This is a genomic window from Vagococcus carniphilus (assembly GCF_014397115.1).
Taxonomy (GTDB): domain Bacteria; phylum Bacillota; class Bacilli; order Lactobacillales; family Vagococcaceae; genus Vagococcus; species Vagococcus carniphilus.
Genome location: NZ_CP060720.1, coordinates 1,782,226 through 1,807,228, shown reverse-complemented (window position 1 = coordinate 1,807,228; position 25,003 = coordinate 1,782,226). Strand labels below are relative to the sequence as shown.

The 25,003-nt window shown below is 31.8% G+C and carries 27 protein-coding genes; 22 read left to right on the top strand and 5 right to left on the bottom strand.

Going from position 1 to position 25,003, the window contains the following annotated elements:
• The first annotated feature begins 61 nt into the window (after positions 1-61).
• From H9L18_RS08845 to ybaK, 3 genes are read left to right on the top strand one after another with little or no spacing between them, the layout of a single operon-like run.
• A complete protein-coding gene (locus tag H9L18_RS08845; protein WP_126795537.1) occupies positions 62-1,240 on the top strand; it encodes a class I SAM-dependent rRNA methyltransferase in 1,179 nt (392 codons plus the stop codon).
• 30 nt (positions 1,241-1,270) lie between these two features.
• The gene (aroD, locus tag H9L18_RS08840; RefSeq protein ID WP_126795539.1) at positions 1,271-2,068 is read left to right on the top strand and encodes a type I 3-dehydroquinate dehydratase; all 798 of its coding nucleotides are present in this window, start codon (positions 1,271-1,273) and stop codon (positions 2,066-2,068) included.
• Positions 2,046-2,534, top strand: a complete 489-nt coding sequence (ybaK, locus tag H9L18_RS08835; RefSeq protein WP_126795541.1) for a Cys-tRNA(Pro) deacylase — start codon at positions 2,046-2,048, stop codon at positions 2,532-2,534. The genes aroD and ybaK overlap by 23 nt, the downstream gene beginning before the upstream one ends.
• A 66-nt stretch (positions 2,535-2,600) precedes the next feature.
• On the opposite strand, the gene H9L18_RS08830 is transcribed toward ybaK, so the two are convergent.
• Positions 2,601-3,875: a BaiN/RdsA family NAD(P)/FAD-dependent oxidoreductase gene (locus H9L18_RS08830; RefSeq protein WP_126795542.1), complete on the bottom strand. Its 1,275-nt coding sequence runs from the start codon at positions 3,873-3,875 to the stop codon at positions 2,601-2,603.
• A gap of 130 nt (positions 3,876-4,005) precedes the next feature.
• Here H9L18_RS08830 and gdhA point away from each other — a divergent pair, with 130 nt between their 5' ends.
• The 19 genes from gdhA to rpmF all read left to right on the top strand — a co-directional run bounded on the left by gdhA (position 4,006) and on the right by rpmF (position 23,052).
• A complete protein-coding gene (gene gdhA, locus H9L18_RS08825) occupies positions 4,006-5,355 on the top strand; it encodes an NADP-specific glutamate dehydrogenase (RefSeq protein WP_126795544.1) in 1,350 nt (449 codons plus the stop codon).
• Positions 5,356-5,473: 118 nt separating this feature from the next.
• The gene (locus H9L18_RS08820; RefSeq protein ID WP_126795546.1) at positions 5,474-6,820 is read left to right on the top strand and encodes a glucose-6-phosphate isomerase; all 1,347 of its coding nucleotides are present in this window, start codon (positions 5,474-5,476) and stop codon (positions 6,818-6,820) included.
• Between the two features lie 228 nt (positions 6,821-7,048).
• Positions 7,049-8,023, top strand: coding sequence for an acyltransferase family protein (locus H9L18_RS08815; RefSeq protein WP_126795548.1), 975 nt, complete (start codon positions 7,049-7,051; stop codon positions 8,021-8,023).
• A gap of 183 nt (positions 8,024-8,206) precedes the next feature.
• The gene (locus tag H9L18_RS08810) at positions 8,207-8,644 is read left to right on the top strand and encodes an OsmC family protein (protein WP_126795550.1); all 438 of its coding nucleotides are present in this window, start codon (positions 8,207-8,209) and stop codon (positions 8,642-8,644) included.
• A 112-nt stretch (positions 8,645-8,756) separates the two neighbouring features.
• Positions 8,757-9,401, top strand: a complete 645-nt coding sequence (locus H9L18_RS08805) for a TetR/AcrR family transcriptional regulator (protein ID WP_185847521.1) — start codon at positions 8,757-8,759, stop codon at positions 9,399-9,401.
• A 65-nt stretch (positions 9,402-9,466) separates the two neighbouring features.
• The gene (locus H9L18_RS08800) at positions 9,467-10,804 is read left to right on the top strand and encodes an alpha/beta hydrolase family protein (RefSeq protein ID WP_126795554.1); all 1,338 of its coding nucleotides are present in this window, start codon (positions 9,467-9,469) and stop codon (positions 10,802-10,804) included.
• Positions 10,805-10,918: 114 nt separating this feature from the next.
• A complete protein-coding gene (locus H9L18_RS08795; RefSeq protein ID WP_126795556.1) occupies positions 10,919-11,251 on the top strand; it encodes a hypothetical protein in 333 nt (110 codons plus the stop codon).
• Between the two features lie 107 nt (positions 11,252-11,358).
• Positions 11,359-12,159, top strand: coding sequence for a hypothetical protein (locus tag H9L18_RS08790; protein WP_126795558.1), 801 nt, complete (start codon positions 11,359-11,361; stop codon positions 12,157-12,159).
• Positions 12,160-12,287: 128 nt separating this feature from the next.
• The gene (gene murC / locus H9L18_RS08785) at positions 12,288-13,625 is read left to right on the top strand and encodes a UDP-N-acetylmuramate--L-alanine ligase (protein WP_126795560.1); all 1,338 of its coding nucleotides are present in this window, start codon (positions 12,288-12,290) and stop codon (positions 13,623-13,625) included.
• 27 nt (positions 13,626-13,652) lie between these two features.
• Entirely contained in the window at positions 13,653-14,132 is a 480-nt protein-coding gene (locus tag H9L18_RS08780; protein WP_246433271.1) for a MaoC family dehydratase, read from the top strand.
• Positions 14,116-14,808 (top strand): Bax inhibitor-1/YccA family protein, encoded by a 693-nt coding sequence (locus H9L18_RS08775; protein WP_246433270.1) that lies wholly within the window; start codon positions 14,116-14,118, stop codon positions 14,806-14,808. The genes H9L18_RS08780 and H9L18_RS08775 overlap by 17 nt, the downstream gene beginning before the upstream one ends.
• Positions 14,809-14,933: 125 nt before the next feature.
• Positions 14,934-17,585 (top strand): DNA polymerase I, encoded by a 2,652-nt coding sequence (gene polA, locus H9L18_RS08770; RefSeq protein ID WP_126795564.1) that lies wholly within the window; start codon positions 14,934-14,936, stop codon positions 17,583-17,585.
• 45 nt (positions 17,586-17,630) lie between these two features.
• Positions 17,631-18,470, top strand: a complete 840-nt coding sequence (gene mutM / locus H9L18_RS08765) for a DNA-formamidopyrimidine glycosylase (protein ID WP_126795566.1) — start codon at positions 17,631-17,633, stop codon at positions 18,468-18,470.
• A 5-nt stretch (positions 18,471-18,475) separates the two neighbouring features.
• Positions 18,476-19,087, top strand: a complete 612-nt coding sequence (gene coaE / locus H9L18_RS08760) for a dephospho-CoA kinase (protein WP_126795568.1) — start codon at positions 18,476-18,478, stop codon at positions 19,085-19,087.
• 236 nt (positions 19,088-19,323) lie between these two features.
• On the top strand, positions 19,324-19,788 hold the full coding sequence (gene nrdR / locus H9L18_RS08755; protein WP_126795570.1) for a transcriptional regulator NrdR: 465 nt from the start codon (positions 19,324-19,326) through the stop codon (positions 19,786-19,788).
• 17 nt (positions 19,789-19,805) lie between these two features.
• A complete protein-coding gene (locus tag H9L18_RS08750) occupies positions 19,806-21,230 on the top strand; it encodes a replication initiation and membrane attachment family protein (RefSeq protein WP_126795572.1) in 1,425 nt (474 codons plus the stop codon).
• A complete protein-coding gene (dnaI, locus tag H9L18_RS08745) occupies positions 21,230-22,162 on the top strand; it encodes a primosomal protein DnaI (RefSeq protein ID WP_126795575.1) in 933 nt (310 codons plus the stop codon). Before H9L18_RS08750 ends, dnaI begins: the two co-directional genes overlap by 1 nt.
• 89 nt (positions 22,163-22,251) lie before the next feature.
• Complete coding sequence (locus H9L18_RS08740) at positions 22,252-22,815, top strand: YceD family protein (RefSeq protein ID WP_126795577.1); 564 nt, start codon at positions 22,252-22,254, stop codon at positions 22,813-22,815.
• A gap of 57 nt (positions 22,816-22,872) precedes the next feature.
• Positions 22,873-23,052: a 50S ribosomal protein L32 gene (gene rpmF, locus H9L18_RS08735; RefSeq protein WP_126795579.1), complete on the top strand. Its 180-nt coding sequence runs from the start codon at positions 22,873-22,875 to the stop codon at positions 23,050-23,052.
• A gap of 109 nt (positions 23,053-23,161) precedes the next feature.
• On the opposite strand, the gene plsY is transcribed toward rpmF, so the two are convergent.
• The 4 genes from plsY to H9L18_RS08715 all read right to left on the bottom strand — a co-directional run bounded on the left by plsY (position 23,162) and on the right by H9L18_RS08715 (position 24,992).
• The gene (plsY, locus tag H9L18_RS08730) at positions 23,162-23,791 is read right to left on the bottom strand and encodes a glycerol-3-phosphate 1-O-acyltransferase PlsY (protein WP_126795581.1); all 630 of its coding nucleotides are present in this window, start codon (positions 23,789-23,791) and stop codon (positions 23,162-23,164) included.
• Between the two features lie 147 nt (positions 23,792-23,938).
• Positions 23,939-24,106 carry a hypothetical protein gene (locus H9L18_RS08725; protein ID WP_185847522.1) on the bottom strand — a complete coding sequence of 56 codons (168 nt, stop codon included), beginning with the start codon at positions 24,104-24,106 and terminating at the stop codon, positions 23,939-23,941.
• Complete coding sequence (locus tag H9L18_RS08720; protein ID WP_126795583.1) at positions 24,106-24,681, bottom strand: DUF1700 domain-containing protein; 576 nt, start codon at positions 24,679-24,681, stop codon at positions 24,106-24,108. Before H9L18_RS08720 ends, H9L18_RS08725 begins: the two co-directional genes overlap by 1 nt.
• Positions 24,678-24,992: a PadR family transcriptional regulator gene (locus H9L18_RS08715; RefSeq protein ID WP_126795585.1), complete on the bottom strand. Its 315-nt coding sequence runs from the start codon at positions 24,990-24,992 to the stop codon at positions 24,678-24,680. Before H9L18_RS08715 ends, H9L18_RS08720 begins: the two co-directional genes overlap by 4 nt.
• Positions 24,993-25,003 lie beyond the last annotated feature (11 nt).

Here is a 25,003-nt window from a genome sequence, read left to right as displayed (position 1 = left end):
AGCTCTACCTTTAAACTGATATAGTATAAATAGTATAGAATAAAAAGAAAAGGGTATTTTAATGAGACAGATAATAATTGATAATAAAGCAGTAAAAAGAATAAATAAAAAGTACCCCCTAATTCATAAAGAAGACATTGTTTCTGATTATGAACTAGAAACTGGAGAATGGGTGTCGTTTTTTAGCCAAGGAAAACAATTTTTAGGCTATGGTTACTTAGGCGTTCAAAATAAAGGCTACGGTTGGATTTTAAGTTTTAAAAAAGAACAACCAATTACTTCAGATTTTTTAAAAGATTGTTTGGCTGAAGCCATCACAAAAAGAAGTGCTTATTTTAATGATCCTCAAACAACAGCCTTTAGGATATTAAATGGCGAGGGCGACAACTTTGGTGGATTAACGATTGATTGGTATGATAATTATTTAGTTTTATCTTGGTATAATTTAAGTATTTATCAGCATCAAAAAGAGATTGTAGCACTTCTTAGTGAGATTATTCCAGATATTAAAGGAATTTATGAAAAAATTAGATTTAAATCAGAAAGCTTACCTGAATCTAGCTTTGTTTGGGGAAGTGAATCACCAGAGCCTCTCATCGTTAAGGAAAATGGTGTGAATTATGCTACCTATTTAAATGAAGGATTAATGACAGGTATTTTCCTTGATCAAAAGGAAGTAAGAAATTATTTAGTGGATGGTTTTTCTAGTGGGCAGACACTACTTAATACGTTTAGTTATACAGGTGCCTTTTCTGTTGCAGCAGCAGTGGGAGGCGCTAGTCATACGACGAGTGTTGACTTAGCTAAAAGAAGTATTGAAAAAACAGAAGAGCAATTTAGAGTGAATGGGATTGATCCAGAATCACAAACTATTTTTGTCATGGATGTCTTTAATTATTTCAAGTATGCTGAAAAGAAAGGTTTTTCTTTTGATGTGGTGGTACTTGATCCACCAAGTTTTGCTAGAAATAAAAAGAAAACATTCTCTGTTGCAAAAGATTACGGTAAATTGACTACAGAAGCAGTTCGACTTATTAATAAGAATGGTAAGTTAATTGCTTCTACCAATGCAGCTAATGTCAATTTTGATAAATTTGAAAAAATGGTAGAAAAAGGAATTAAAGAAGCTGGAAAAGGATTTAAACAACAGCGGGTTTTCAGACTACCAAGTGATTTTGCCGTTTCTAATACTTTTTCAGAAGGAAATTATTTAAAAGTGTTAGTGTATGAAATTATTTAAATAACAAAGAAAAGATGGGATAGATGTATTATGTCTAAATTGAAGGTTAGAAATCTTACACTTGGTTCAGGTCAACCAAAAGTTTGTGTTTCTTTAGTGGCAAGTAATTTTGAAGAGCTATTTGCAGAAGCTATGCGTATTAGTCAAATGGATTGTGATTTGATTGAATGGCGTGCAGATTATTTTATGTATGTTAATGACATTTCTTTTATGAGAAAAGCGGCTTATTTTATTCGTTATGCAATAGAAGACAAGCCTTTGATTTTTACCTTTAGAACATTGGATGAAGGTGGAGGACAATACATCGAACCTGATTACTATTTTGAATTAAATCGTTACATGGTACATACAGGGTTAGTAGATATTATTGATTTAGAGTTATCTAAACTAGCGGATTCAGATACTGATGTGGTTCGATTTGCTAAACAAAATAATGTAAAAGTTTTATTATCAGCCCATGATTTTATTACAACACCGACTGAGGCTGAAATGACAGAAGCAATCTATGATATGAGGTATTTAGGAGCGGATATTTGTAAAATGGCTGTGACACCTAATGATATGGAAGATGTGTTAACTATTTTACAAAGTTCTAATAAAATCCAAAGCGAACGAGAAAATATTCCTTTTGTCTTAATCGGTATGGGAGAAATTGGAAGATTAACCAGAATGACAGGTGAGTTGTTTGGTTCTGTTTTAACGTTTGCTTCTTCAGGTAAATATCAAAGTGCTCCAGGTCAAATGAGCATTCATCAGTTAAGAAAAGGGCTAGATGTGATAGGAAATAGAAATGAAGGTGTCAAATTTGGCAAAGAAAAAAACAGTTAAAACAAATGCTGTTCGAATGTTAGAAAAAAAGAAAGTTCCTTTTGATGTGTATGAGTATGCTTGGTCAGAAGAACATATGGGAGCTAAAGATGCAGCTGAAGATTTAGGCGTCGATGAGTCTGAAATCTATAAAACGTTAGTTGCTGTTGGCAATAAAACAGGTCCGATTGTTGCGGTTGTTCCTGGAAATAAAGAATTAGACTTAAAAAAAATAGCAAAAGCAAGTCATAATAAAAAAGTAGATATGTTACCAATGAAGGAGTTAGAACCATTAACTGGCTATGTCCACGGTGGATGTTCTCCCGTTGGTATGAAAAAACAATTCCCAACTTACTTCGCGATTGAAGCAAAAGAAATGCCTGATTTTAGATGTTCTGCAGGAATGAGAGGCTTACAAATGAAAGTCAACCCTCAATTATTAGCAGATCTTTTAAGAGGTGAGTTTGCAGATATCACAACAGAATAAAATAAAAAAGCTAGCTACAAATAATCGGATTTCTCGATTGTTTGTAGCTATCCTTTTATCTATTTATTAGTATTTAAAGTAACTTGAAATTTCAGCAGCATTTTTTCCTGCAACATGACCAGTTACAAAAGCAGCTGTAATATTATAACCACCTGTATAACCATTAACATCAATGAGTTCTCCAGCAAAAAATAGACCATTCACTAGTTTACTTTCCATTGTTTTAGGATTAATTTCTTTCAGTTCAATTCCGCCACCAGTTACAAATGATTTATCAAGAGGATAAGTTTCATATCCTGTGAATTTAAACTCTTTAATTAGAGAAACGAAATCACTTTTTTCAATATCAGTTAATTGTTTTAAATGTTTAGAGGCGTCAATATCAAGTGTATCTAATAAAAATTCTAGGTATCTCTCAGGTAAAAGATTTTTTAGACCGTTTTTAACTGATTTATTGCCAAATTCAGCAACTCGTTCATTAATTTGTTTTAGAATTTCTTGTTCACTGAACATAGGTAAGGCATCAAGAGATAAAGTGACAGACTCTCTACCTTTTTCAAGCTCTTTATTAACAAACATACTACATCTAAGAGCTGCAGGGCCAGAAACGCCAAAATGAGTAAATAGAAGGTCCATTTCATGAGAGACAATTACTTTTTCCTTTTCATTTAGAACGGATAATTTGATATCTCGTAATGATAAACCTTGTAACGTTTTATTTTGAACAAATTTATCTTTTGAGCGAATAGGAGATTCTGTTGGAAAAAGAGGAGTCACGGTGTGCCCTAATTTTTTCGCTAGTTTGTAACCATCTCCTGTGGAACCTGTATATTGAAATGTTTTTCCACCAGTCGAAAGAACTACACAAGGAGCTGTATAAGTTAAATTTTCATTTGTCACCACACCACTTATTTGTCCATCAGTGGTTAATAATTTTTTAACGGTTGATTTCATAATCAAAGTAACCTGATATTCCTTCAATTTCTCAGCAAGTCCTTCTACAATCGCTTTAGAGGTATTGGCAACAGGGAATAATCGTCCGTGATCCTCTTCTTTTAAAGCTACACCATTTGATTCAAAAAATTCCATAATATCGTAATTATTAAATTGAGAAAAAGCACTATACAAAAATTTTCCATTTCCAGGGATGAATTGAATGATTTCTTCTGGTGGACGATTATTGGTCACATTACATCGACCTCCACCAGTTAACCTTAATTTTTTGCCTAACATTCTATTTTTATCTATAATGGCAACTTTAGCGCCATTTTCAGCAGCTGAGATGGCAGCCATCATACCACTAGTTCCGCCACCAACAACGATTACGTCAAAATCAGTCATTTGCTTCCTCCTTCATTTATGCGATTCTCATTCTAACATAAAAGCTTCATGATATCGAAATAGAAAAATTTTTTGTAAAATTTCAGTTTTGATATATAATATGACTAATTAAAAAAAGGTGTGTGATGATATGACAGAAATTAAACAATATTTAGACAATTTAGAAAATGCATTGAAAGAAAAGTATCCTGATCAAAAAGAATACTTACAAGCTGTCGCTGAATTTATGGGAACTATCGAACCTTTTTTGATGAAAAATCCAATCTACGTTGAAAAAAATATTTTAGAACTATTACTTATTCCAGAACGATTAATTGAATTTCGTATTCCGTGGATGAATGATCGAGGAGAATGGAAAGTAAATACTGGTTACCGCGTGCAATATAATTCAGCATTAGGACCTTATAAAGGCGGTATGAGATTCCACCCAACAGTTAATCAGAGTATTATGAAATTTTTAGCCTTTGAACAAATTTTTAAAAACAGTTTAACCTCTTTACCAATTGGTGGAGGTAAAGGCGGAAGTGACTTTGATCCAAAAGGAAAATCTGATGGAGAAATTATGCGTTTTTGTCAAAGTCTAATGCAAGAGTTGCAAAAATATATTGGACCTAATACAGATGTACCAGCTGGTGATATTGGAGTAGGTGGTCGTGAAATTGGTTACTTATTTGGGGAATATAAGCGCCTAAATGGTTACCAATCAGGTGTTTTAACTGGAAAACCACTAGCTTACTGGGGAAGCTTAGCGAGAACAGAAGCTACAGGCTATGGTCTTGTTTACTTTGTCCAACATTTATTAAATGATCAAAAAGAAACACTTAAAGATAAAAAAGTTCTTGTTTCAGGAAGTGGAAACGTGGCTATTTATGCCATTCAAAAGGCACAAGAACTTGGAGCAAAAGTTTATGGTTGTTCTGATTCTTCTGGCTATGTGATTGACCCTGATGGTATTGATTTAGAACTTGTTAGAGACATTAAAGAAGTCAATCGAGAAAGAATCAATGTTTATTTAACCCAACGCCCTAAAGCTAAATTTTATGAAGGAAAAAATATCTGGGAAGCAACAATAGCTTATGATATTGCTTTACCATGTGCGACTCAAAATGAAATCACACCAGAATTAGCTAAAATTATGGTGAAAAATGGCGTGAAAGTAGTTGCAGAAGGAGCTAATATGCCAACAACGTTAGAAGCGTTAGAGGTGTTAAACGACAATCAAATTATTTATTGCCCAGGAAAAGCTTCTAATGCAGGTGGAGTTGCCGTTTCTGCTTTAGAAATGGCTCAAAATGCGCAACGATTACCTTGGACTTTTGAAAAAGTGGACCAAGAATTAAACCAAATTATGAAGAATATTTATGAAACTTGTCGTGATACTTCATTAGCTTATTTAAGTAAAGAAGATTTAGTGGCAGGAGCAAATATGGCTGGTTTTGAAAAAGTTGCTAAAGCTATGTTGTCTCAAGGATTAGTTTAACAGTTGTTACTAGTAACAAGATTTATTTTTTTCTGAAAATATGATGTGAAAAATCTGAAAGAATGATAGAATATAGCTGTAGTAATGAAAAAAACACGTAAAATATAGGAGGATAATTATGTCTCATATTAGTTTTGATCACTCTAAAGTTGAAAAATTTATTGGTGAACACGAATTAGGGTACATGCAAGCAGAAGTTAGTGCAGCACACAAAGCACTTAGAGAAGGAACTGGTGCTGGTAGCGATTATTTAGGATGGATTGATTTACCTGTTGCTTATGATAAAGATGAATTTGCACGAATCAAAGAATCAGCTAAAAAAATTCAATCAGATTCTGAAGTATTAGTTGTTATTGGAATTGGTGGATCTTACTTAGGAGCTAAGGCAGCTATTGATTTCTTAAATCACTCTTTCTATAACTTACTTGATAATAAAGAAAGAAAAGCACCTCAAGTATTCTTTGCAGGAAACAGCATCAGCTCATCTTACTTAGCTGATTTAATTCATATTATTGGAGACCGTGACTTCTCAGTTAACGTTATCTCTAAATCAGGTACAACTACTGAACCTGCCATTGCTTTTAGAGTGTTTAAAGAATTATTAATTAAAAAATATGGTAAAGAAGAAGCAAACAAACGTATTTATGCAACAACAGATAAAGCACGTGGAGCAGTAAAAGTTGAAGCTGACGTTGAAGGTTGGGAAACATTTGTTATTCCTGATGACATTGGTGGACGTTTCTCTGTTTTAACAGCTGTAGGATTACTTCCAATTGCTGTAACAGGAGCAAGCATTGATGATTTAATGAAAGGTGCCGCAGACGCTCGTCTTGCTTATAGTTCAGAAGACTTAGCAGAAAACGAAGCTTACCAATATGCAGCATTAAGAAATGTTTTATACCGCAAAGGTAAAGTAACTGAATTATTAATTAATTACGAACCAAGCTTACAATATTTCTCAGAATGGTGGAAACAATTATTTGGCGAGTCAGAAGGAAAAGACCAAAAAGGAATTTATCCTTCAAGTGCTAACTTCTCAACTGACTTACATTCTTTAGGTCAATATATCCAAGAAGGACGCCGTAATATCTTTGAAACAGTTATCAAAGTAGATAAAGCTCGTCACGAATTAACTATTCCTGAAATGGATCAAGATTTAGATGGTTTAGGCTATATCCAAGGAAAAGAAATTGATTTTGTTAATACAAAAGCTTTCCAAGGAACATTATTAGCTCATACTGATGGAGACGTTCCAAACTTTGTTATCACAATTCCTGAAACAGATGCATACACATTAGGTTACTTAATGTATTTCTTTGAAATTGCAGTAGGTATCTCAGGCTACTTAAATAGCGTGAATCCATTTGACCAACCAGGTGTGGAGGCGTATAAGAAAAATATGTTCGCACTTTTAGGTAAACCAGGCTTTGAAGACTTAGCTAAAGAGTTAAACGAACGCCTTTAAATCAACGTTTGTAGACTAAAAGAATAAAACGCAAGGTAATATGTATGCTCCGTTTTTGATCCAGTAGGGGACTTATGGGGGACTTTTATCTTAAAAAAATTGTGGTACTACATGAGATTAAAACACCCAAACTTTTAAAAAGTTTGGGTGTTTTTTTGTAGAAATATACTACTATTTCCTAATTAATGTATGATAAAATTGTTATTATTGTATGATTGGAGATAATGTATGGAAAAAAGAGAAAATAACATAGATGTTTTTAAAGGAATGGCTATCTTTTTTGTTGTACTGGGTCATATTTCTAATGTACCAAAAGATGTCTTTATTTATGTGTACTCATTTCATGTGCCTTTATTCTTTTTTTGTTCTGGTTATTTGATGTATTTTACGAGAGAAAGAATAATGTCTTTTCAGTACACTAAAAATTTATTCAAAAAAGTGATGATACCTTTTTATCTCGCTTATCTTATTTCTTATTTTGTGACACTTATTTTTGAACCAGAAAAAAGAAGTTATTCTTTTTTAGTCTCCTTTTTTAAAGGTGGGCTACTAGGTTCTCATTGGATGGATGTCAATAATTTTCCGTTCTGGTTTTTACCGTTGTTTTTTATTAGTGTTCTTACATTTAAATATCTTTCTACCTTTTCATTAAAAACTATCATGGTAATAGGAGGAATTTGTTTTATTGTATCTCCCTATGCTTACTTATTATTAAAGAACCCTGAAGAAAATATTGTTTGGAGTATCAACGTTTTATTTCCAGCTATCTTTTTTATGATATTTGGTTTTTTTATGAATCATTTTAAAGCAATGGAGTGGTTTAATCATCAAATGAGTTTTTTTATCTCAATGATATGTGGTGCTGCAGGTTTGGTAATTGCTTTTCATTTTCCTTCTGAAATATTGTACGTTGAAAATCACTGGTATTTGATAGGTGCTGTCTTAGCTATCATTTTCTTTATCTGGTTGAATAAAGATAATCAAAATAGTATTATTCGTTTTTTGGGTAAAAACTCAATGATTATTTTAGTCATCCATAAAATTATTAACTTTATTCTAGTTGAGTTAGGATTTGATAAATTTTTAACGAGTTTAAAATTATCTGGGATTATTTTTGCAGCAACTTTTTCAATTGTTATTATTTTTCTCTCTCTTTTACCAGTTCTTATTCGAACTCTAATTACAAGAAGAAGAGCCTTATGATGAGTGTTATTTTTAAGAATAAAAATGCTTTTCTTAAAGGCTTTTAAGAAGATTATTAGAACTCATGGAAAACGTTTACTATAATACCTATATTAATTGTAAAAAACATCACAAACAGGTAGATTCACAAACTTCTTTGTGCTAATTTGAGCATGTAGTTGAAATTAAGGAGGATGTTTAACAATGGCAATTGAAAAATTTGAAGCAGTTGTAGAAAACGTAGCAGGATTAAAAGTATCATGTAAATCAAGAGATTTTGAATTTATTTTAGATGAACCAAAAAATTTAGGTGGAACTGATACTGGAATGAATCCAGTTGAAGCTTTATTAAACTCTTTAGGTGCTTGTAAAGTGATTGTAGCTAAAAGCTTTGCTAGATTGCATAAAATTAAACTAAAAAATATTCGAATTGAGCTTGAAGGAGAACTTGATCCAGATGGCTTTATGGGAAAAAATCCAAATGCTAAAATTGGTTTCTCAAAAATTACAACTAATTTCTTTATAGAAGCAGATAACACAGATGAAGAAATAGCAAACTTTGTTGATTTTATTAACAGAACTTGTCCAGTAGCAGATACGATTGAAAATGGACCAGAAATGATTTCTAACATTATTAAATAAAACTAAATAAAAGCAGAGATTGTCTCAACGAAGAGACAATCTCTTTTTTATTGACGTGCTTTAAAAAATATGATATTTTATTTACATTCAAATGAATGTTAAGGTGATGAGAATGAAACATAGAAATTTTGATGAAACAAGAGAGAAGATAATTAATGCGGCTGCTAGATTGTTTGTTCAAAAAGGATGGGAGAAAATTTCCATTCAAAATATAGTGGATGAAGTGGGAGATATTTCAAGAGGCGCATTTTATCATCATTTTAAAACTAAGAATGACGTTATTGAAGCTGTCACAATTGAGTTATTTGATAATCGCCCTGATCAAGCGATGCTCATTTTTCATGAGACAGAAAATGCTCTAGAACGATTCAGAGAGGTTTTAAGATATAGTTTAACAACACCTTCAAAGTATGGTGTCATGGCTTCTTTAAATCATTTAGTAAAAACACCAGAATTTTTGTTTAAACTTTATACTGATGGAAAAGAGTATTCTTCCCCTCAAATTGAACAGTTGATTGAAGCTGGGAATAAAGACGGCTCAATGAACGTTCCTTATCCAAAAGCTACTGCAGAAGCATTAGCTTTGCTTTTTAATTTTTGGTTAACAATAGACATTAGTGAACTCTCAAGAATAGAATATCAAGAAAGAGTGAATGTCTTAAAAACTATTTCAAATAGTCTTGGTTTAAACGTTGTTGATAGTGGTCTTGAATCAGATTTGGTGACTGTTTATGATTCGGTGAATAAAAACAAGTAAATCTCTTGTTTTTATTTTTTTAAAGCGTTACATTCATTTGAATGTAAAAACAAGGGGGAAATATTATGCAAATTGTATCAATTATTTTAATTTTAAGTATTTTAAGCTTAATAGGAGTAACTTTTTTTAATAAAAATAAAACCATTAAAAAAAGAGCTATTTATCTGACTCTTCCGTTGTCAGTGATTTTACTTATTTTAATCGGTTTTAGATGGCAACTTATTCCAATTTTACTAAGTGTTCTTTTAGGGTTATGTTTTTATTTCTTTAATCGAAAGAATGAAAAAAGCAATAATAACTTATTCTTCAGAATTCTAAAGGTCAGTTTTTATGCAGTTGTGTGCTTAATTAGTATTTTACCGGCTATTGTATTTCCTTATTTTCAATTTGATAAACCGAGTGGTGAAAATGAAGTTGGAGCTAAAGAAGAATATTTTGTTGATTCAAGTAGACAAATAAAACTTAACAATAATAATAAAACTAATAGAGTGATAAAAGTAACTCTTTTTTATCCAGCTGAAGTAAAAAGTGAGTCCATGTTACAAGTCAGTCAAGATATGAATCAATTATCAGATTCACTAAGTAAAGCACAAGGTATATCAAGTATTTTTACCAAGCATTTTAATTCAATCAAAACAAATGCCTATGTTGACGCCAAGGTAAAAGGTAAAAAAGAGTCTTATCCATTAATTTTATTTTCTCATGGTATGGGCAGTTACAATACTCAAAGTACCTTTCAAATGGCTGAGCTGGCAAGTCATGGCTATGTCATTGCATCTATTGAGCACCCAGGAGATGCCGCTGTTAGTTACACAAGTAGTAGAGAATTGATTCCATATGCCAATGAGAAAATTCTTGGAGCTAATAAAGAAGATTTGTCTTATTTAGATGAATATAACGTTGAATGGGTTAAAGATGCTAAGGTTGTTATGAATCAGTTACAGAAAAGTAACGATACTATTTCTTCGACCATTAATTTTGATAAAATCGGTTATTTAGGATTTTCGTATGGTGGAGCAACAGCATTACAGAGTTTGATGACGGATTCTAAAATAAAAGCAGCAGTTGACTTGGATGGTGCTCTGTTTGGTCCTGATGTTCCAGATAAAGGAATTGAGAAGCCCTTTTTATTAATAAATTCTTCAGCTTCTATCGCAAGTATGATACCTAAGAAGGAACAAACGAGTGAAGAAAAAGAATATTTCAAAGAATTAATGAGAAAAAATAGTTTAGTTAAAGGAAATGAAGTAGTTCATGAAATTATTCCACATTCGAATCATGTTAGCTTTACTGATTTATCAGCTTCTACAAAGATATTGAATGAAAAAGAAGGAAATGCTTTTAAAAATTATCATATTATTAACCAATTGACATTAAAATTCTTTAATCAACACTTGAAGTAAATAACTAGAATCATTAAGAAAAAACTCATAAATTGTTTGAATTTTTATTTAACAAATTCTTAAAATTTTGTTATAATGGCTTGCGTGTATTTACAAAAGGAAAGGTGGATCTTTATGGTTAAGAAAAATGGACAAGGAAAGTCAAAACTTGTTTTACGAGTTGTTCTAGCTATTTACGTCGTTGAGTTACTGTGGTTCCTTTATTCTCAAGTCATTAAAAAAATGATGAATGGACAAGTTATTGACATTCAAACTAAAGAATTAGCAATCATGTTAACCATTGGACTTTTAGTTATTTTAATTTTATTTGTTTTGAAAAAATCAAGAAAAATTGGTGGAATATTAATGGCAGTATTGGTAGCTAGTGTCATATTATTCTGTGTGCTTGCTCCGTTGTTAGACGTATATATTCCAATTGTTTGGCAAATTTTAAAAAGTTTTAGTTAAGATGTTGATTCTATCAACATCTTTTTTTAATTTATTGGGGGATATCTATTTTTTTCTGAAAGCGAGTATGATAGACTGTATACAGTGAAATAAAAGGAATGATAGTGATGTTAAATCTTTCAGATAAAAGAAAACATTTTCGTTTTCCTGTTTACGATGATGAAACAGGAGTTAAATTACAGAGAAAAAGAAATCGTGAATTTTTAAAAGATATATTAGATGATGGTTTTGTGTATAAAAATGAAGATCCTTATTCTGTGCAGTCAAAATCTATTAATAATGCTGACATTGATCCTGTTGAAATGATCGATGCACCAGATTACTTTGGTCAAGACGGATTAGTTGACACTGAAGAGATTAAGGCAGTTCCTAAAGTTCAGAAGACGGCTTTTCATGAGAAAAGAATTAAATTAGATCAAAAAGTTGTCCCAGTTAAGGATAATAATTATGTAGTACCAGAAAAAAAAGAATACCGATCACCACAATCATCTTTTTCTAATGAATTTTTAGAAACAGATACATATGGTAATGTAAAGCATCATAAATCTGATAAAAGACGTTCTAAATTTGAATCTTCATATGATTTACCAGGTGAAAAAGGAAAAAATATTTTTCAACCTAAACATATACCGGCTTCTATTATTGAAGATGAACAAAAAGAAGATAGACCAAAACATGGAAGAGAACTTCTAGTTGATGAACTTAGAAAAGCCTCTTCGAACAATCTTCTATTAATGGAAGAAGAAGTTATTTTAGATCCGATTATTGATGAAGTTGATGTGAATGATGATCATTTAAAAGAAGTCCCTTCAACAGAGAAAAAGAAAAATCAAAGACTTGAAAAAACATTGTCAGGTATTATTGCTGAAGAAGGAAGTACTAAGTTAGATAGTTATTATTTTGATTAGTGAATACTTACATCGGTATTGTCCGTGTAAGTATTTTTTGTTGATTATTTAACTTAATTATACGATAATGACATAGATATTTAATACAAATCACAAATAGTGTATTTAGAAGAGAAAAGGGGATTTTTATGGAAATTCATAAAAATAAAACATATCATTTTGTAGGAATCAAAGGTTCAGGCATGAGCTCATTAGCTTTATTATTACATCAAAAAGGCTTTAAAGTTCAAGGATCTGACGTTGAAAAATACTTTTTCACACAAAGAGAACTAGAAAAAGAAGGCATTAAGATTCTTCCATTTAGTGAAGCAAACATTACAGATGATTTAATAGTCATTGCAGGTAATGCTTTTCCTGATACACATGAAGAAATTCAAGCGGCATTAAAAAAAGGTCTAAATGTTATTAGATATCACCGTTTTTTAGGTGAATTTATTAAAATGTATACAAGTATTGCTGTAACAGGTTCTCATGGTAAAACAAGTACGACAGGTTTATTAGCTCATGTTTTATCTGGTATTAAACCAACGAGCTTTTTAATTGGAGATGGAACTGGGCATGGAGAAAGAGAAGCGGAATTCTTTGCTTTTGAAGCTTGTGAGTATCGTCGTCACTTCTTGTCTTACCAACCAGATTATGCAATTATCACTAATGTTGACTTTGACCATCCGGATTATTATGAGAGCATTGATGATGTTTTTAGTGCCTTTCAAGTATTTGGTGAAGGCGTTAAAAAAGGAATCATTGCATTTGGTGATGATGAGTATTTAAGAAAAATTAAAACAGATGTACCTGTTTACTATTATGGTGCAACAGAAGAAGATGATTTCCAAGCTCGAAATATTGAACGCACAACAACTGGTTCAAGTTTTGATGTCTTTTATGAAGATAAATTAATTGGACAATTTATTGTACCGGCATTTGGTTTCCATAATGTGATGAACGCTCTAAGTGTTATTTCAATTAGTTACTTAGAAGGTCTTGATATGGAACTTGTTGCAAAAGAATTAGCAACATTTAGCGGTGTTAAGCGTCGCTTTAGCGAGAAAAAAGTTGCAGATACTATTTTAGTTGATGATTATGCTCATCATCCAGCTGAAATTAAAGCAACAATTGATGCAGCGCGTCAAAAATATCCGAATAAAGAAATTGTGGCTGTTTTCCAACCACATACATTCACTAGAACTATTGCCTTGATGGATGATTTTGCAGCTTCTTTAGATTTAGCTGATAGTGTTTATTTATGTGAAATCTTTGCTTCAGCAAGAGAAGATGCAGGAGAAGTTAAAATTGAAGATTTAGGTAACAAAATCTCTAAAGGTGGAACAGTCTTAAGTTTAGACGACATGTCACCACTTTTAAACCATGAGGAAGCAGTTGTGATTTTCATGGGTGCTGGAGATGTTCAGAAATTTCAAGTTGCATATGAACAACTTTTAGGTAATACTATAAGGAACAATATGTAATTTTTTAGCAGATAGGAGATAGTGATGGTGCTAAAATTTCAAAAAAAAGATGGTAAAACCATCGATGAATTATCTGAAGGCGAATCGTTAAGTATCACAGAAACAATTGAAGATAGTCAGTTATTGTTATACTTAGGACTAACAAATGACGCCAATCCTTTGTTTATTCAGCATAAATTTGCCGAAAGAACTGAATATGAAAAACCAATTGTTCCAAGTATTATGTTGATGGGAATTATTTCGAGTGTCATCTCAAAACATTTACCTGGGCCAGGATCTAATATTGTTAATTTATCTTTTAACTTAGTTAATCCGGTTTATCATTATGAGACGCTTACTTTTCATTTTGAAATCATAAAAATTGATTTGCTGAAAGAAGTTGTAACGGTTTCTGTCAAAGCTCAAAATTATGAAGAAGTCAGAGTGTTAGACGCGGTCGTAATGGTAAAACCAACTAAGATTAAACAAATAACTGAAAAGGACGTGATTGATGATGATGGACAATAATCATAACGTTGAAAAAGCAACAGGTATTTCTAAATTTTATAGTAAGGTGTATGGATATCTTGGTTTAGGTATTTTACTAAGTGCTATAACATCTTTCTTGGTAATTAATGTTTTCCCAAATGAAGTTTTAGGCTTTGTTTATGGTGGTCGATTGAATTTCTTCTTAATGTGGGGAGTTCAAATTGGTTTAGTGATTTATTTAGGTAAAAATGCTTTTAGTAATTCTGGTAAATCACTTTTAGGTTACATTGCTTATACAATTTTAACAGGTGTAACTATCTCAGCAACAGTTTTTATGTATGATGCGACAGATGTAACATTAGCCTTTGTGACGGCAGCAGGAATGTTTATCGGCATGTCACTAGTTGGTGTATTTATTAAAAAAGATTTAAGCGCAATGGGACACGCAATGTATAGCTTTTTAATTGGAGCTTTGATTGCAATTGTGTTAAACCTATTTGTTCTTAAAAGTTCAGCAGTAGATTTTGCGATTTCTCTTGCTATGGTTGTTGTTTTTGCAGGATTAACTGCTTGGGACAATCAAAAAATCAAATTATACTACCAAGAAATGGGCGATCAAGCAGGTTCAAACTTAGCCATTTATTGTGCGATGACATTATATCTTGATTTAGTGAACTTGTTCTTATCACTATTAAGAATTTTTGGTAGAGACTAATAAGTATTTAAGAAGGTTCTTCTAGGAAATCTAGGAGAATCTTTTTTGTTTGAGTGATTTCTTTTCGCAAAGTGGTATGATTTTTGATAGAATGGTTGAGAATAGTACGGGAATGGAGTGTCAGTATGGCAAAAAATAAATTATTATTAATTGATGGAAATAGTATTGCTTTTAGAGGTTTCTTTGCATTGTATCAATCTTTGGAGCGTTTTAAAAATCAAAGTGGTTTACATACGAATGCCTTATATGCAGTACATAATATGTTGGAAAATGTTTTAGAAAGAGAAAAGCCAACTCATGTGTTAGTTGCTTTTGATGCAGGAAAAACAACTTTTAGACATTCTTTTTACGAAGATTATAAAGCAGGAAGAGCAAAAACACCAAGTGAATTTAAAGAGCAAATGCCTTATTTAAGAGATTTAATTGAAGGTTTAGGAATGAAGCATTATGAACTAGAAAATTATGAAGCAGATGATATTATTGGCACATTAGCAACTCAAGCTGATAAAGAAAAATTTGATGTAGTTGTTTTATCTGGAGATAAAGATTTAACTCAATTAGCTTCTGACAATATCCGTGTTGATGTTACCGTTAAAGGTGTTAGTGAAATTGAATCTTATACACCAGAGCATATTATGGAAAAATATGGATTAGTTCCAAATCAGATAATTGATATGAAGGGACTAGCAGGAGACCAGTCTGACAATATTCCTGGAGTGACTAAGATTGGTGAAAAAACAGCTATTAAATTATTAAAAGAGTATGATACGGTAGAAGGCGTCTATGAAAATATAGATTCAATGAAAAAAAGTAAAATGAAAGAAAATCTTATTAATGAAAAAGAAATAGCGTTAATGAGTAAAAAATTAGCAACTATTAATATTGATGCACCAATTGATATTAAGGTGGATGAATTAGGTTTTGATGGAAAAAATCTTGATGTCTTAGTTCCTTTTTATAAGGAAATGGATTTTAATTCATTTTTAAATAAATTGGATTCAAGTTTAGTGACTGCTGATAATGAAGACAAAAAAGAAATTCATTATGAAGTCATTGATTCTTTAACAAAAGAGATGTTCCAAACTGATTTATCACTTTATGTAGAGATGCTAGATGAGAACTATCACACGTCTGAGGTTGTTGGTTTTGCATTTGGAAATGCTGAAAATTGCTATGTATCAACTAATCTTGATTTATTTGAAGAACCATTATTTATTGAGTGGCTTAAAAATGAAGATATGACTAAAAAAGTATTTGATACAAAACGTACTGAAGTTGCTTTAAATCGCTTTGGTTTAAGCTTAAAAGGTGTAAAATTTGATACACTGTTAGCTTCTTATCTAATTGATTCAACTAATAATAGCGAAGATATTGCTGAAATTGCGCAAAAATTTAATTATTATGATGTTGACCGAGATGAGGCTGTTTATGGTAAGGGAGCTAAAAAAGGGTTACCTGAAAATGAATCAGAGATGTTTGAGCATTTAGCAAGGAAGATTCATGCTATTGATTTCTTATACGAACCATTAATGGAAGAGTTGGAAAGTAAAAATCAACTTGATTTATTTAATGAGATAGAATTGCCATTAGCCCATATTTTAGGCGAGATGGAGATTGAAGGAATTACAGTTAACGCAAGTCGCTTACAAGAGATGAAAGGTGAATTTGCTAAAAGATTAAACGAAATAGAGCAAAAAGTATACGAAGCTGCAGGAGAAGAATTTAACTTAAATTCACCAAAACAATTAGGTGTTATCCTTTTTGAAAAAATGGGCTTACCTGTTATCAAGAAAACTAAAACAGGTTATTCTACTGCTGTTGATGTTTTAGAAAAACTACAAGGTGAAAATCCTATTATTGATGATATTTTAACTTATCGTCAAATTGCTAAAATACAATCAACGTATGTTGAAGGCTTACTAAAAGTTATTTTTGAAGATAATAAAATTCATACAAGATACGTTCAAACATTGACGCAGACAGGACGATTAAGTTCAGTTGATCCTAATCTGCAAAATATTCCAATTAGATTAGAAGAAGGTCGAAAAATAAGAGAAGCCTTTGTTCCTAGAAATGCAGATTGGCAATTATTCTCTTCTGACTATTCGCAAATTGAGTTAAGAGTCTTAGCTCACATTTCAGATGACGAACATTTAAAAGCAGCCTTTATTGAAGGTCAAGATATTCATGCCAGTACAGCAATGAGGGTATTTGGTGTTGAAAAGGAAGAAGATGTAGATGGTAATTTAAGACGCCAAGCAAAAGCGGTGAACTTTGGAATTGTTTATGGTATAAGTGATTATGGTTTATCTCAGAACCTAGGTATTTCTCGTCAAGACGCTCAAACATTTATTGATACTTACTTTGAAAAATATCCAGGCGTTAAAGATTATATGGAACAAGTAGTTAGAGAAGCTAAAGATAAAGGTTATGTAGAGACTCTTTATCATAGAAGAAGATACTTACCTGATATTAATGCTAGAAACTTTAACATCAGAAGCTTTGCAGAAAGAACAGCTATTAATACACCTATCCAAGGTAGTGCGGCTGATATTCTAAAAATTGCTATGATTCAAATTGATCAAAAACTAAAAGATGAAAAAATGGAAGCAACAATGCTTCTTCAAGTGCATGATGAGTTAGTTTTTGAAGCTCCTAAATCAGAAATTCCACGTTTACAACAAATTGTAGAAGAAACAATGGAAAACGCTGTTCAATTAAGTGTACCTTTAAAAGCAGATAGCAGTGTTGGAAATACTTGGTATGAAGCCAAATAATAATGAATTTACTAATCAAATTCGTTTAGTATAAGGAGTTTTGTTATGCCAGAATTACCAGAAGTAGAAACAGTAAGAAAAGGGTTAGAAAATCTTGTTCGAAAGAAAAAAATAGTTAAAGTAGAAGTCTTTTGGCCTCGAATTATTGACCATTCAAACATAGATGAGTTTAAACTTAATCTAATGGGAGAAACCATAGAAGAAATAGAACGACGTGGCAAGTACCTAATTTTTAAACTAACTCACTTTGATATGATTAGTCATTTGAGAATGGAAGGTAAGTTTGAATACCATCAGCAAAGTGATCCAATCATGAAACATACCCATGTAATTTTTAAATTTAATGATGGCACTGAACTTCGTTATTTAGATGTGAGGAAATTTGGGAGATTTGTCTTGTTGGAAAAAGATACAGCTCATGAGTATAAAGGTTTAAAAAAACTTGGACCTGAACCTGTAAAAGAACTATTTTTATTAGATGATTTTGAAGAACAATTAAAAAAACGAAAAAAAGCAATTAAACCTTTGTTACTAGATCAAACTCTAGTAACAGGTCTTGGAAATATTTATGTGGACGAGGCATTATTTAGAGCTGAGATTCACCCTGAACAAGAAGGTAATACGTTAACTAAGGAAGAGGTCAAACGACTTCATCAAGCAATTATTAATGTGTTAGGAGAAGCAGTAGAAGCTGGTGGGACGACGATTAGATCATATAAGAATGCATTAGGGGATGCTGGTAATTTTCAAGTATCACTTCTTGTTTATGGTCAAAATGGAGAAAGTTGTCCTAGGTGTGGTCATGAGATATTGAAAAAGAAAGTAGCTCAGCGAGGAACTCATTATTGTCCAATGTGTCAAATTTATAGAGTTAGGAAAGGATAAGTATTATGTGTTTTATTTTGGGTTTAACAGGTGGCATTTCATCTGGAAAAAGTGCAGTGAGTCAATGTTTTAAAGAAAAAGGTATTCCAGTAGTTGATGCAGACGCTATTGCTAGGGAAGTGGTAAAACCTCGAACTCCAGGTTTGTCTAAGATTATCGCTCACTTTGGTTCATCAATTTTGACAGAAGAACGAGAGTTGGATCGGAAAAAATTAGGAGAAATTATCTTTAATGATGATAAGGAAAGAGAAATTTTAGATAATATTCTACGACAAGAAATTGAATTGAAAATGGATGAAGAACTTGAAAGACTAAAAAGAGAACATCATGAGCTGATCATAATGGATATTCCTCTTTTATTTGAGGCAAGTTATGAATCAAAATGTGATGAAATAATGACTGTTTTCGTTAGTCAAAAAACACAATTATCAAGGCTTACGCTAAGAGATAATATTTCTGAAGAGCAAGCGTTAGCAAGAATTAATAGTCAAATGCCAATCGTTGATAAAGCTCTTTTATCAGATGTTATCATTGATAATGAAGGAACAATCGAAAATACTAAGTTACAAGTTGATAGATGGTTAGATATTTTTAAAGAAACTAGATTTTCAAATTAAACTAGATTTTACTATTTTGATTATGGACCATTTTCTGTTTGTTTACACTAAACAGATGAAGTGGCCGATTTAAAAATTTAAGCTGATTAAAAAGAGACAAGGATTTGTACGCCTGGTCTCTTTGTTTTTGGCTAAACAGTAATCAGACTATACCTTTCTCCTTATTACATGTTATAATATCTCTATTAATGAAATGATTTTCAGTAAATACTGTAAAAATAGATGAGGTGAAGCAGATGCAATGTCCAAAATGTCATTTTAATGGTTCCAGAGTAGTGGATAGTCGACCTGCTGATGATGGAAGAGCTATCAGAAGAAGAAGAGAATGTGAAGACTGTGGATTTAGATTTACAACATTTGAAAGAGTAGAAGTAACCCCTCTTTTAGTCGTTAAGAAAAATGGAGCAAGAGAAGAATTTAATCGAGATAAGGTATTAAGAGGTCTTGTTCGTTCTGCAGAAAAACGACCAGTTCCAATGGAAAAGATGGAACAAATTGTTGACAATGTAGAAAATAGAATCAGAGCATTAGGAGAAAATGAAGTATCTACGACAATGATTGGTGAATTTGTTATGGAAGATTTAGTTAACCTAGATGAAATTGCTTATATCCGGTTTGCCAGTGTTTATCGTCAATTTAAAGATATGAGTGTTTTCTTGGAAGAATTACAAGAAGTTATTGATAAAGAAAACAGAGAATAAGAAAGTGAGCGGTACCTTTGAGTGAAGCATGGGAGCATTTAAAACCGAAAGATAAATTTTCAGTCATTAAAACACAATATATTTCAGAAATGGATTATATGGTGCTAAATATGTTGTATCAACCGATTGTCGGTACCGATGCTATAGGGCTTTTAAATACATTACTTATTATGGAAAAAATTAGCTCTAAAAAAGAGACTCAAATGCATAGTGTCTTGCTTAATCAGCTAAATATTGGGATACCAAGTTTTTATGCTGCAAGAGAAAAATTAGAAGCAGTAGGTTTGTTAAAGTCATTTGTCAAAAAGTTAGATCAAGAAAATCACTTTATTTATGAAATACAACAACCACTTGAACCAAGTGTTTTTCTGCATGATGATATTTTATCTTTATTATTAATTGAAAAATTAGGATTCAAAGAAGTAGAATCATTAAGTGAATACTTTAACTTTAAAAGAAGAGATATGGAAGATTATCTCGAGGTGACAAAAACTTTTGTAGATGTGTTTAATTTCAATTCAACACACTTAGCAAGTCATGAAAATGAATTAGAAGAGATTAAACAAAATGTAACGTTAAAAAAAGAAAACGAAAAGATTCCATTAGTAACTAAGAGCTTTGATTGGATTTTCTTTAATAGCTTAATCGAAAATTTACACATCGATGAAGAACAAATAGAAAAAGAACTAAAACGTACTATTGAGCTATTTCATCAATTATATGGAATCAATGAACTTGAGATGTTTGATTACGTGAAACAATCAGTAGATTATGTGACTAATCGAGTTATTGAAAAAGACTTCAAGCAATTAATTTATAAGGGTTATCATAGTCGAAAGAAACAAGAACAATCAACAGCAGCCATTCAAAATAAGTCAGAACTTAGATTAACAGAGACAGAAAAAGACCAATTAAGAAAAAATACTTTACGTTTAACAGGTTTTTCTGATGCTGAGATTGAGGTAATCATAGCTTGTGATACTACACCTCCTTTAATCTTTTTAAAGGCGATAAAGACGCAAAAAGGTGGCTTTGTCAGTGATAATGAGAGATGGACGATTGAAAAGCTAAAAACACAATCTAATTTACCGGATTCTGTTTTAAATGTGTTGATCCATTACACACTAGTTGTTCAAAATAAAGCTTCAATCAACCAAAATATGATGATGACAATTGCTAACGATTGGGCTCAAAAAAAGATTTTTTCGCCAGAAGATGCTTTAACGCAAGTAAAAGAACTTCAAAAAGAGCGTGAAAAGCCTAAGAATAAAACAAAAAATAATACTTATAGTAATAGAAGCAATAATAGAAAAGAAACACTTCCTGAATGGGCAAAGGATGAATCAAACAGAAAAGAAACAAGACTTTCAAAAGAAGAAGAAGCTTTCTTTGCTGAACAGCTTAATAAGCTAACAAACAAACCTAAAGAAGGTGAGAAGTAATGGAAAATATTGGCAAGGGCTTAGATAGAACATTAAAGTCAAAGAACTTAACAAGTAAATTAGATAAGCTTATGGAAGAAGTGATGCAAGATAAAGATGTACAAGAATTTATCACTGAACATCGTGAGCAATTAACTGATGATGATATTGTGAAAAGTTATGCGAAACTTTATGAATTTGTCCAAGAAAAGAAAAAATATGAGTTAAAAGATGCTTCCATGATTGCACCAGGATATGAACCTCGTTTGTTTATGAACTTTCACTACATTGACGTCACTTATGTTCCAACTGAGAACTTAATTCAAAAGCAAGAACAAGCTATTATCAGAAACCGAGTTAAAGCAATGGACATGCCTAAAGATATTAGAGAGGCAAGACTAGATAAATTAGAACTAACAACAGAACGAATTGAAGCTTTTCAAGAAGCTGTCAAATTTATTGATGAGTTTGAAGATAATCCTAAGGGGTTCCATCAAGGTCTTTATCTTCAAGGCACATTTGGAGTTGGGAAAACTTACTTACTTGGAGCGATTGCCAATACGTTAGCTGAAAAAGGATTTCAAACAACTTTAGTTCATTTCCCAACATTTGCTGTTGAGATGAAACAATCCATTCAAAAAGATACAGTTGGAGAGAAGTTAGAGGCTGTAAAACGAGCTCCAATCTTAATGATTGATGATATTGGGGCTGATTCCATGAGTAGCTGGGTCAGAGATGATATTTTAGGTGTTATTTTACAATATCGTATGCAAGAGCAGTTACCTACTTTCTTTTCTTCTAATTTTGATATGAAACAGTTAGAAAGAGAGCATTTAAGTGTGACTCAGCGTGGTGAGGAAGAACCGTTAAAAGCGAAAAGAATCATGGAAAGAGTCCGATATCTAACAAAAGAAATCAATATGATTGGTGAAAACAGAAGACTGTCTAATTAATTATTTCTTTCTTGAAAACAAATGAAAAACTGATTGACAAAGGAAAACGAGACTAGTATAATTATTTTTGTTGCTTAAGGGGTGGTAAAATGAAGTGGGCTTTGGCTGAGTTAAACAAATACAGAAATAGTCAAATAACATTTGAAGAAACAATTGATTTAGAAGAATCTTTAAAATCAAGAGAACCTTCTATTTTGAGTTTGAAAAAAGTTGACGTTAACGGATTTATTCAAGTTGATTCAACTGGTTATCTTGCTCATATGGTTGTTAATACGGTGATCACATTACCGTCATCTCGTTCGTTAGAACCTGTTGATTTACCTTTATCGTTAACAATAGATGAAGAGTACATGACAGAGGCACAAATTAACGCATTAGTAGATGTTAGTGAAGAGGATAAACAATTGATTATGCCTTTAGAAAAGGATTTAATTGATTTAACAGAAGCAGTAGAAGATTATATTCTACTCAACCTACCACTACAAGTGCTAACTAAGGAAGAACAAAATTCAACCGAACTTCCAAAAGGTGATTTTTGGCAAGTCCTTTCTGAAGATGATATGGAAACTTCTCCAATTCAAGATTCAGAACAAACGATTGATCCTCGTCTTGCGAAATTGTCTGAGTTACTTGTAACAGACGACGAAGAGTAAGATTGGAATATATGTGTTCTTGCAACACGCACTTATTGTTTAGGGAGGTGTAACAATATGGCAGTACCAGCTAGAAAAACGTCAAAAGCTAAAAAAAATAGACGTCGTACTCATTACAAATTATCAGCTCCAGGCTTAACAGCTTGTTCAAACTGTGGTGAAATGAGAAAAAGTCATCACGTGTGTCCTTCTTGTGGCCACTACGATGGTAAAGATGTTATGACAAAAGAAGCATAAAACATTTTTTGAAAATGTTAAAACTTGTAGACTAACCATGGAGTCTACAAGTTTTTTTATTACGCTTAATACAAAAAAAGAAGGGAAAGCGTTGAGCTTTCTCTTCTTTTTAATCTTTTCTTTTATTTAAACCAAAAGGCACATGACTTTCAGTTCCATCTTTAATTCGTTTGATATTATCACGATGTCTATAAATAATAAATATAGAAATAGCTACTGCTAAACTAGTTAAAAGCCAATCTTGATAAGCTAATATACTTGGAAAGATAAGCGGAATAACAACTGTCGAAATGGTAATAATAACAGCACTAACCATACTAGCTAGACTGACCATACTAGATAAAAATAACATAATAACAAAAATACTAGCAGAATAGATGAAGAACGGAGGACTATAGGCTAGTAGCATACCAGCACTTGTTGCTACAGCTTTTCCACCTTTAAAATGACCAAAGATTGGGAAGGTATGACCGAGAATAGCTGCAACACCAAACCAAAGTGGATTTAAACCAAGGTGAAATAATAATGGTAAAGAAGTAGCAAGAGTTCCTTTTAAAATATCCATGAATAAAACAATAATACCAGCTTTTTTTCCTAGAACCCTAAATGTATTTGTTGTACCAGTGTTACCACTACCAAAATCTCTAATATCTTTTTTATAAAATAATTGACCAATCCAAACGCCTGATTGTAGCGAACCTAATAAATAAGCTACAAATAGTAAAAGTACCTCTTTCAATTAAAAAACCTCCTTAGGCTAAAAGTAATTTTAACATGAAATGAAACAGGTCACAATACGAATAGAGTAAGAGTTAATTGAAAATTAGTGTTATTTTGAAAACATTAAAAAAGCATAAAAAAAGAACGCTTAAAAAGCGCTTTTCTTTTATCTTGGTACTGAAAGAACCTGATACCATCTTTTATGATCAGTACTATATTTAGTATAGTCAAAACCTGACATTGAGTAACCTAAAGTAGCCACACCCAAACCGATAACCATCATTGCAACACTAATAATCATAATTTTTTTAGTTAATTCTTTAGATTGGTTCATTAGAAAATTCGTCCTTTCTGAGAGAAAACTGTTGTTAATAAACGTCCTAATTTTTTTGACAGATCTACGACTATTTTAATAGAGTAGACTGTTCCAATTAATAGGAAAATACCAAAGCCAGAGGCAAAAATTCCAACACCTAATTGAGTAATAATATAATAAAAACCTGTATTTAACGAAGCTCCAGCTAAGCTAACAACACCGGTTATCAAACCAGCAAAACTAAGAGAGCCAAATACTAATGGAACACACCATAAAATAATAATACCAGAACAAAGGAGTAAAATAAGTGATAATAAAATAGCGCCCCAAAGTGGTGCTCCAAGAATCAATAGGAAAATAGTCATTGGTCCTTTTTTAGTGTTACCTCCAGTTTGACTAGATGCTTCTAATTTGATTGTTTCTATAATCTCGTTAATTGTTCCAATTTTTTGAATGGCTTCTTTTTCTGAAAAACCATCCTCGAGATAATCAGCAATTATTTCTCTATAATAGGTCATATAGGTATGTGCCTCTTCAATTTGTTGTTCGTGTAATTCCTTTTCTAATAGCATAAAAAACTCAGATTGATTCATTTTTTGACAACTCCTTTAATGTAGTTAATGACAGCTTCAACGTCTTCCCATTCTTTTGTGAAGTCAAGTAAACGTATGGTCCCTTTTTCTGTTACTTTATAATACTTTCTTAGTCTTCCGTTATGTTCTACTGAGTAAGATGAAACAAATTCATTACTCTCTAAACGTTTTAAAATAGGATATAGAGTAGATTCTGATATCTCAAGTATAGGTGCCATTTTTTTTATAATCATATATCCGTAAGAATCTTCTTCTTTTAAAACTGCTAAAACACAGTAATCCAGTAATCCCCTTCGTAACTGAACATCCATCGTATCCCTCC

Bases quoted from the DNA above. Each gene is read 5' to 3' on its own strand.
- H9L18_RS08845 (WP_126795537.1), top strand. From the start codon at position 62: ATGAGACAGATAATAATTGATAATAAAGCAGTAAAAAGAATAAATAAA.
- aroD (WP_126795539.1), top strand. From the start codon at position 1,271: ATGTCTAAATTGAAGGTTAGAAATCTTACACTTGGTTCAGGTCAACCA.
- H9L18_RS08830 (WP_126795542.1), bottom strand. From the start codon at position 3,875: ATGACTGATTTTGACGTAATCGTTGTTGGTGGCGGAACTAGTGGTATG.
- gdhA (WP_126795544.1), top strand. From the start codon at position 4,006: ATGACAGAAATTAAACAATATTTAGACAATTTAGAAAATGCATTGAAA.
- H9L18_RS08820 (WP_126795546.1), top strand. From the start codon at position 5,474: ATGTCTCATATTAGTTTTGATCACTCTAAAGTTGAAAAATTTATTGGT.
- H9L18_RS08815 (WP_126795548.1), top strand. From the start codon at position 7,049: ATGGAAAAAAGAGAAAATAACATAGATGTTTTTAAAGGAATGGCTATC.
- H9L18_RS08810 (WP_126795550.1), top strand. From the start codon at position 8,207: ATGGCAATTGAAAAATTTGAAGCAGTTGTAGAAAACGTAGCAGGATTA.
- H9L18_RS08805 (WP_185847521.1), top strand. From the start codon at position 8,757: ATGAAACATAGAAATTTTGATGAAACAAGAGAGAAGATAATTAATGCG.
- H9L18_RS08800 (WP_126795554.1), top strand. From the start codon at position 9,467: ATGCAAATTGTATCAATTATTTTAATTTTAAGTATTTTAAGCTTAATA.
- H9L18_RS08795 (WP_126795556.1), top strand. From the start codon at position 10,919: ATGGTTAAGAAAAATGGACAAGGAAAGTCAAAACTTGTTTTACGAGTT.
- H9L18_RS08790 (WP_126795558.1), top strand. From the start codon at position 11,359: ATGTTAAATCTTTCAGATAAAAGAAAACATTTTCGTTTTCCTGTTTAC.
- murC (WP_126795560.1), top strand. From the start codon at position 12,288: ATGGAAATTCATAAAAATAAAACATATCATTTTGTAGGAATCAAAGGT.
- H9L18_RS08775 (WP_246433270.1), top strand. From the start codon at position 14,116: ATGATGATGGACAATAATCATAACGTTGAAAAAGCAACAGGTATTTCT.
- polA (WP_126795564.1), top strand. From the start codon at position 14,934: ATGGCAAAAAATAAATTATTATTAATTGATGGAAATAGTATTGCTTTT.
- mutM (WP_126795566.1), top strand. From the start codon at position 17,631: ATGCCAGAATTACCAGAAGTAGAAACAGTAAGAAAAGGGTTAGAAAAT.
- coaE (WP_126795568.1), top strand. From the start codon at position 18,476: ATGTGTTTTATTTTGGGTTTAACAGGTGGCATTTCATCTGGAAAAAGT.
- nrdR (WP_126795570.1), top strand. From the start codon at position 19,324: ATGCAATGTCCAAAATGTCATTTTAATGGTTCCAGAGTAGTGGATAGT.
- dnaI (WP_126795575.1), top strand. From the start codon at position 21,230: ATGGAAAATATTGGCAAGGGCTTAGATAGAACATTAAAGTCAAAGAAC.
- H9L18_RS08740 (WP_126795577.1), top strand. From the start codon at position 22,252: ATGAAGTGGGCTTTGGCTGAGTTAAACAAATACAGAAATAGTCAAATA.
- rpmF (WP_126795579.1), top strand. From the start codon at position 22,873: ATGGCAGTACCAGCTAGAAAAACGTCAAAAGCTAAAAAAAATAGACGT.
- H9L18_RS08725 (WP_185847522.1), bottom strand. From the start codon at position 24,106: ATGAACCAATCTAAAGAATTAACTAAAAAAATTATGATTATTAGTGTT.
- H9L18_RS08720 (WP_126795583.1), bottom strand. From the start codon at position 24,681: ATGAATCAATCTGAGTTTTTTATGCTATTAGAAAAGGAATTACACGAA.
- H9L18_RS08715 (WP_126795585.1), bottom strand. From the start codon at position 24,992: ATGGATGTTCAGTTACGAAGGGGATTACTGGATTACTGTGTTTTAGCA.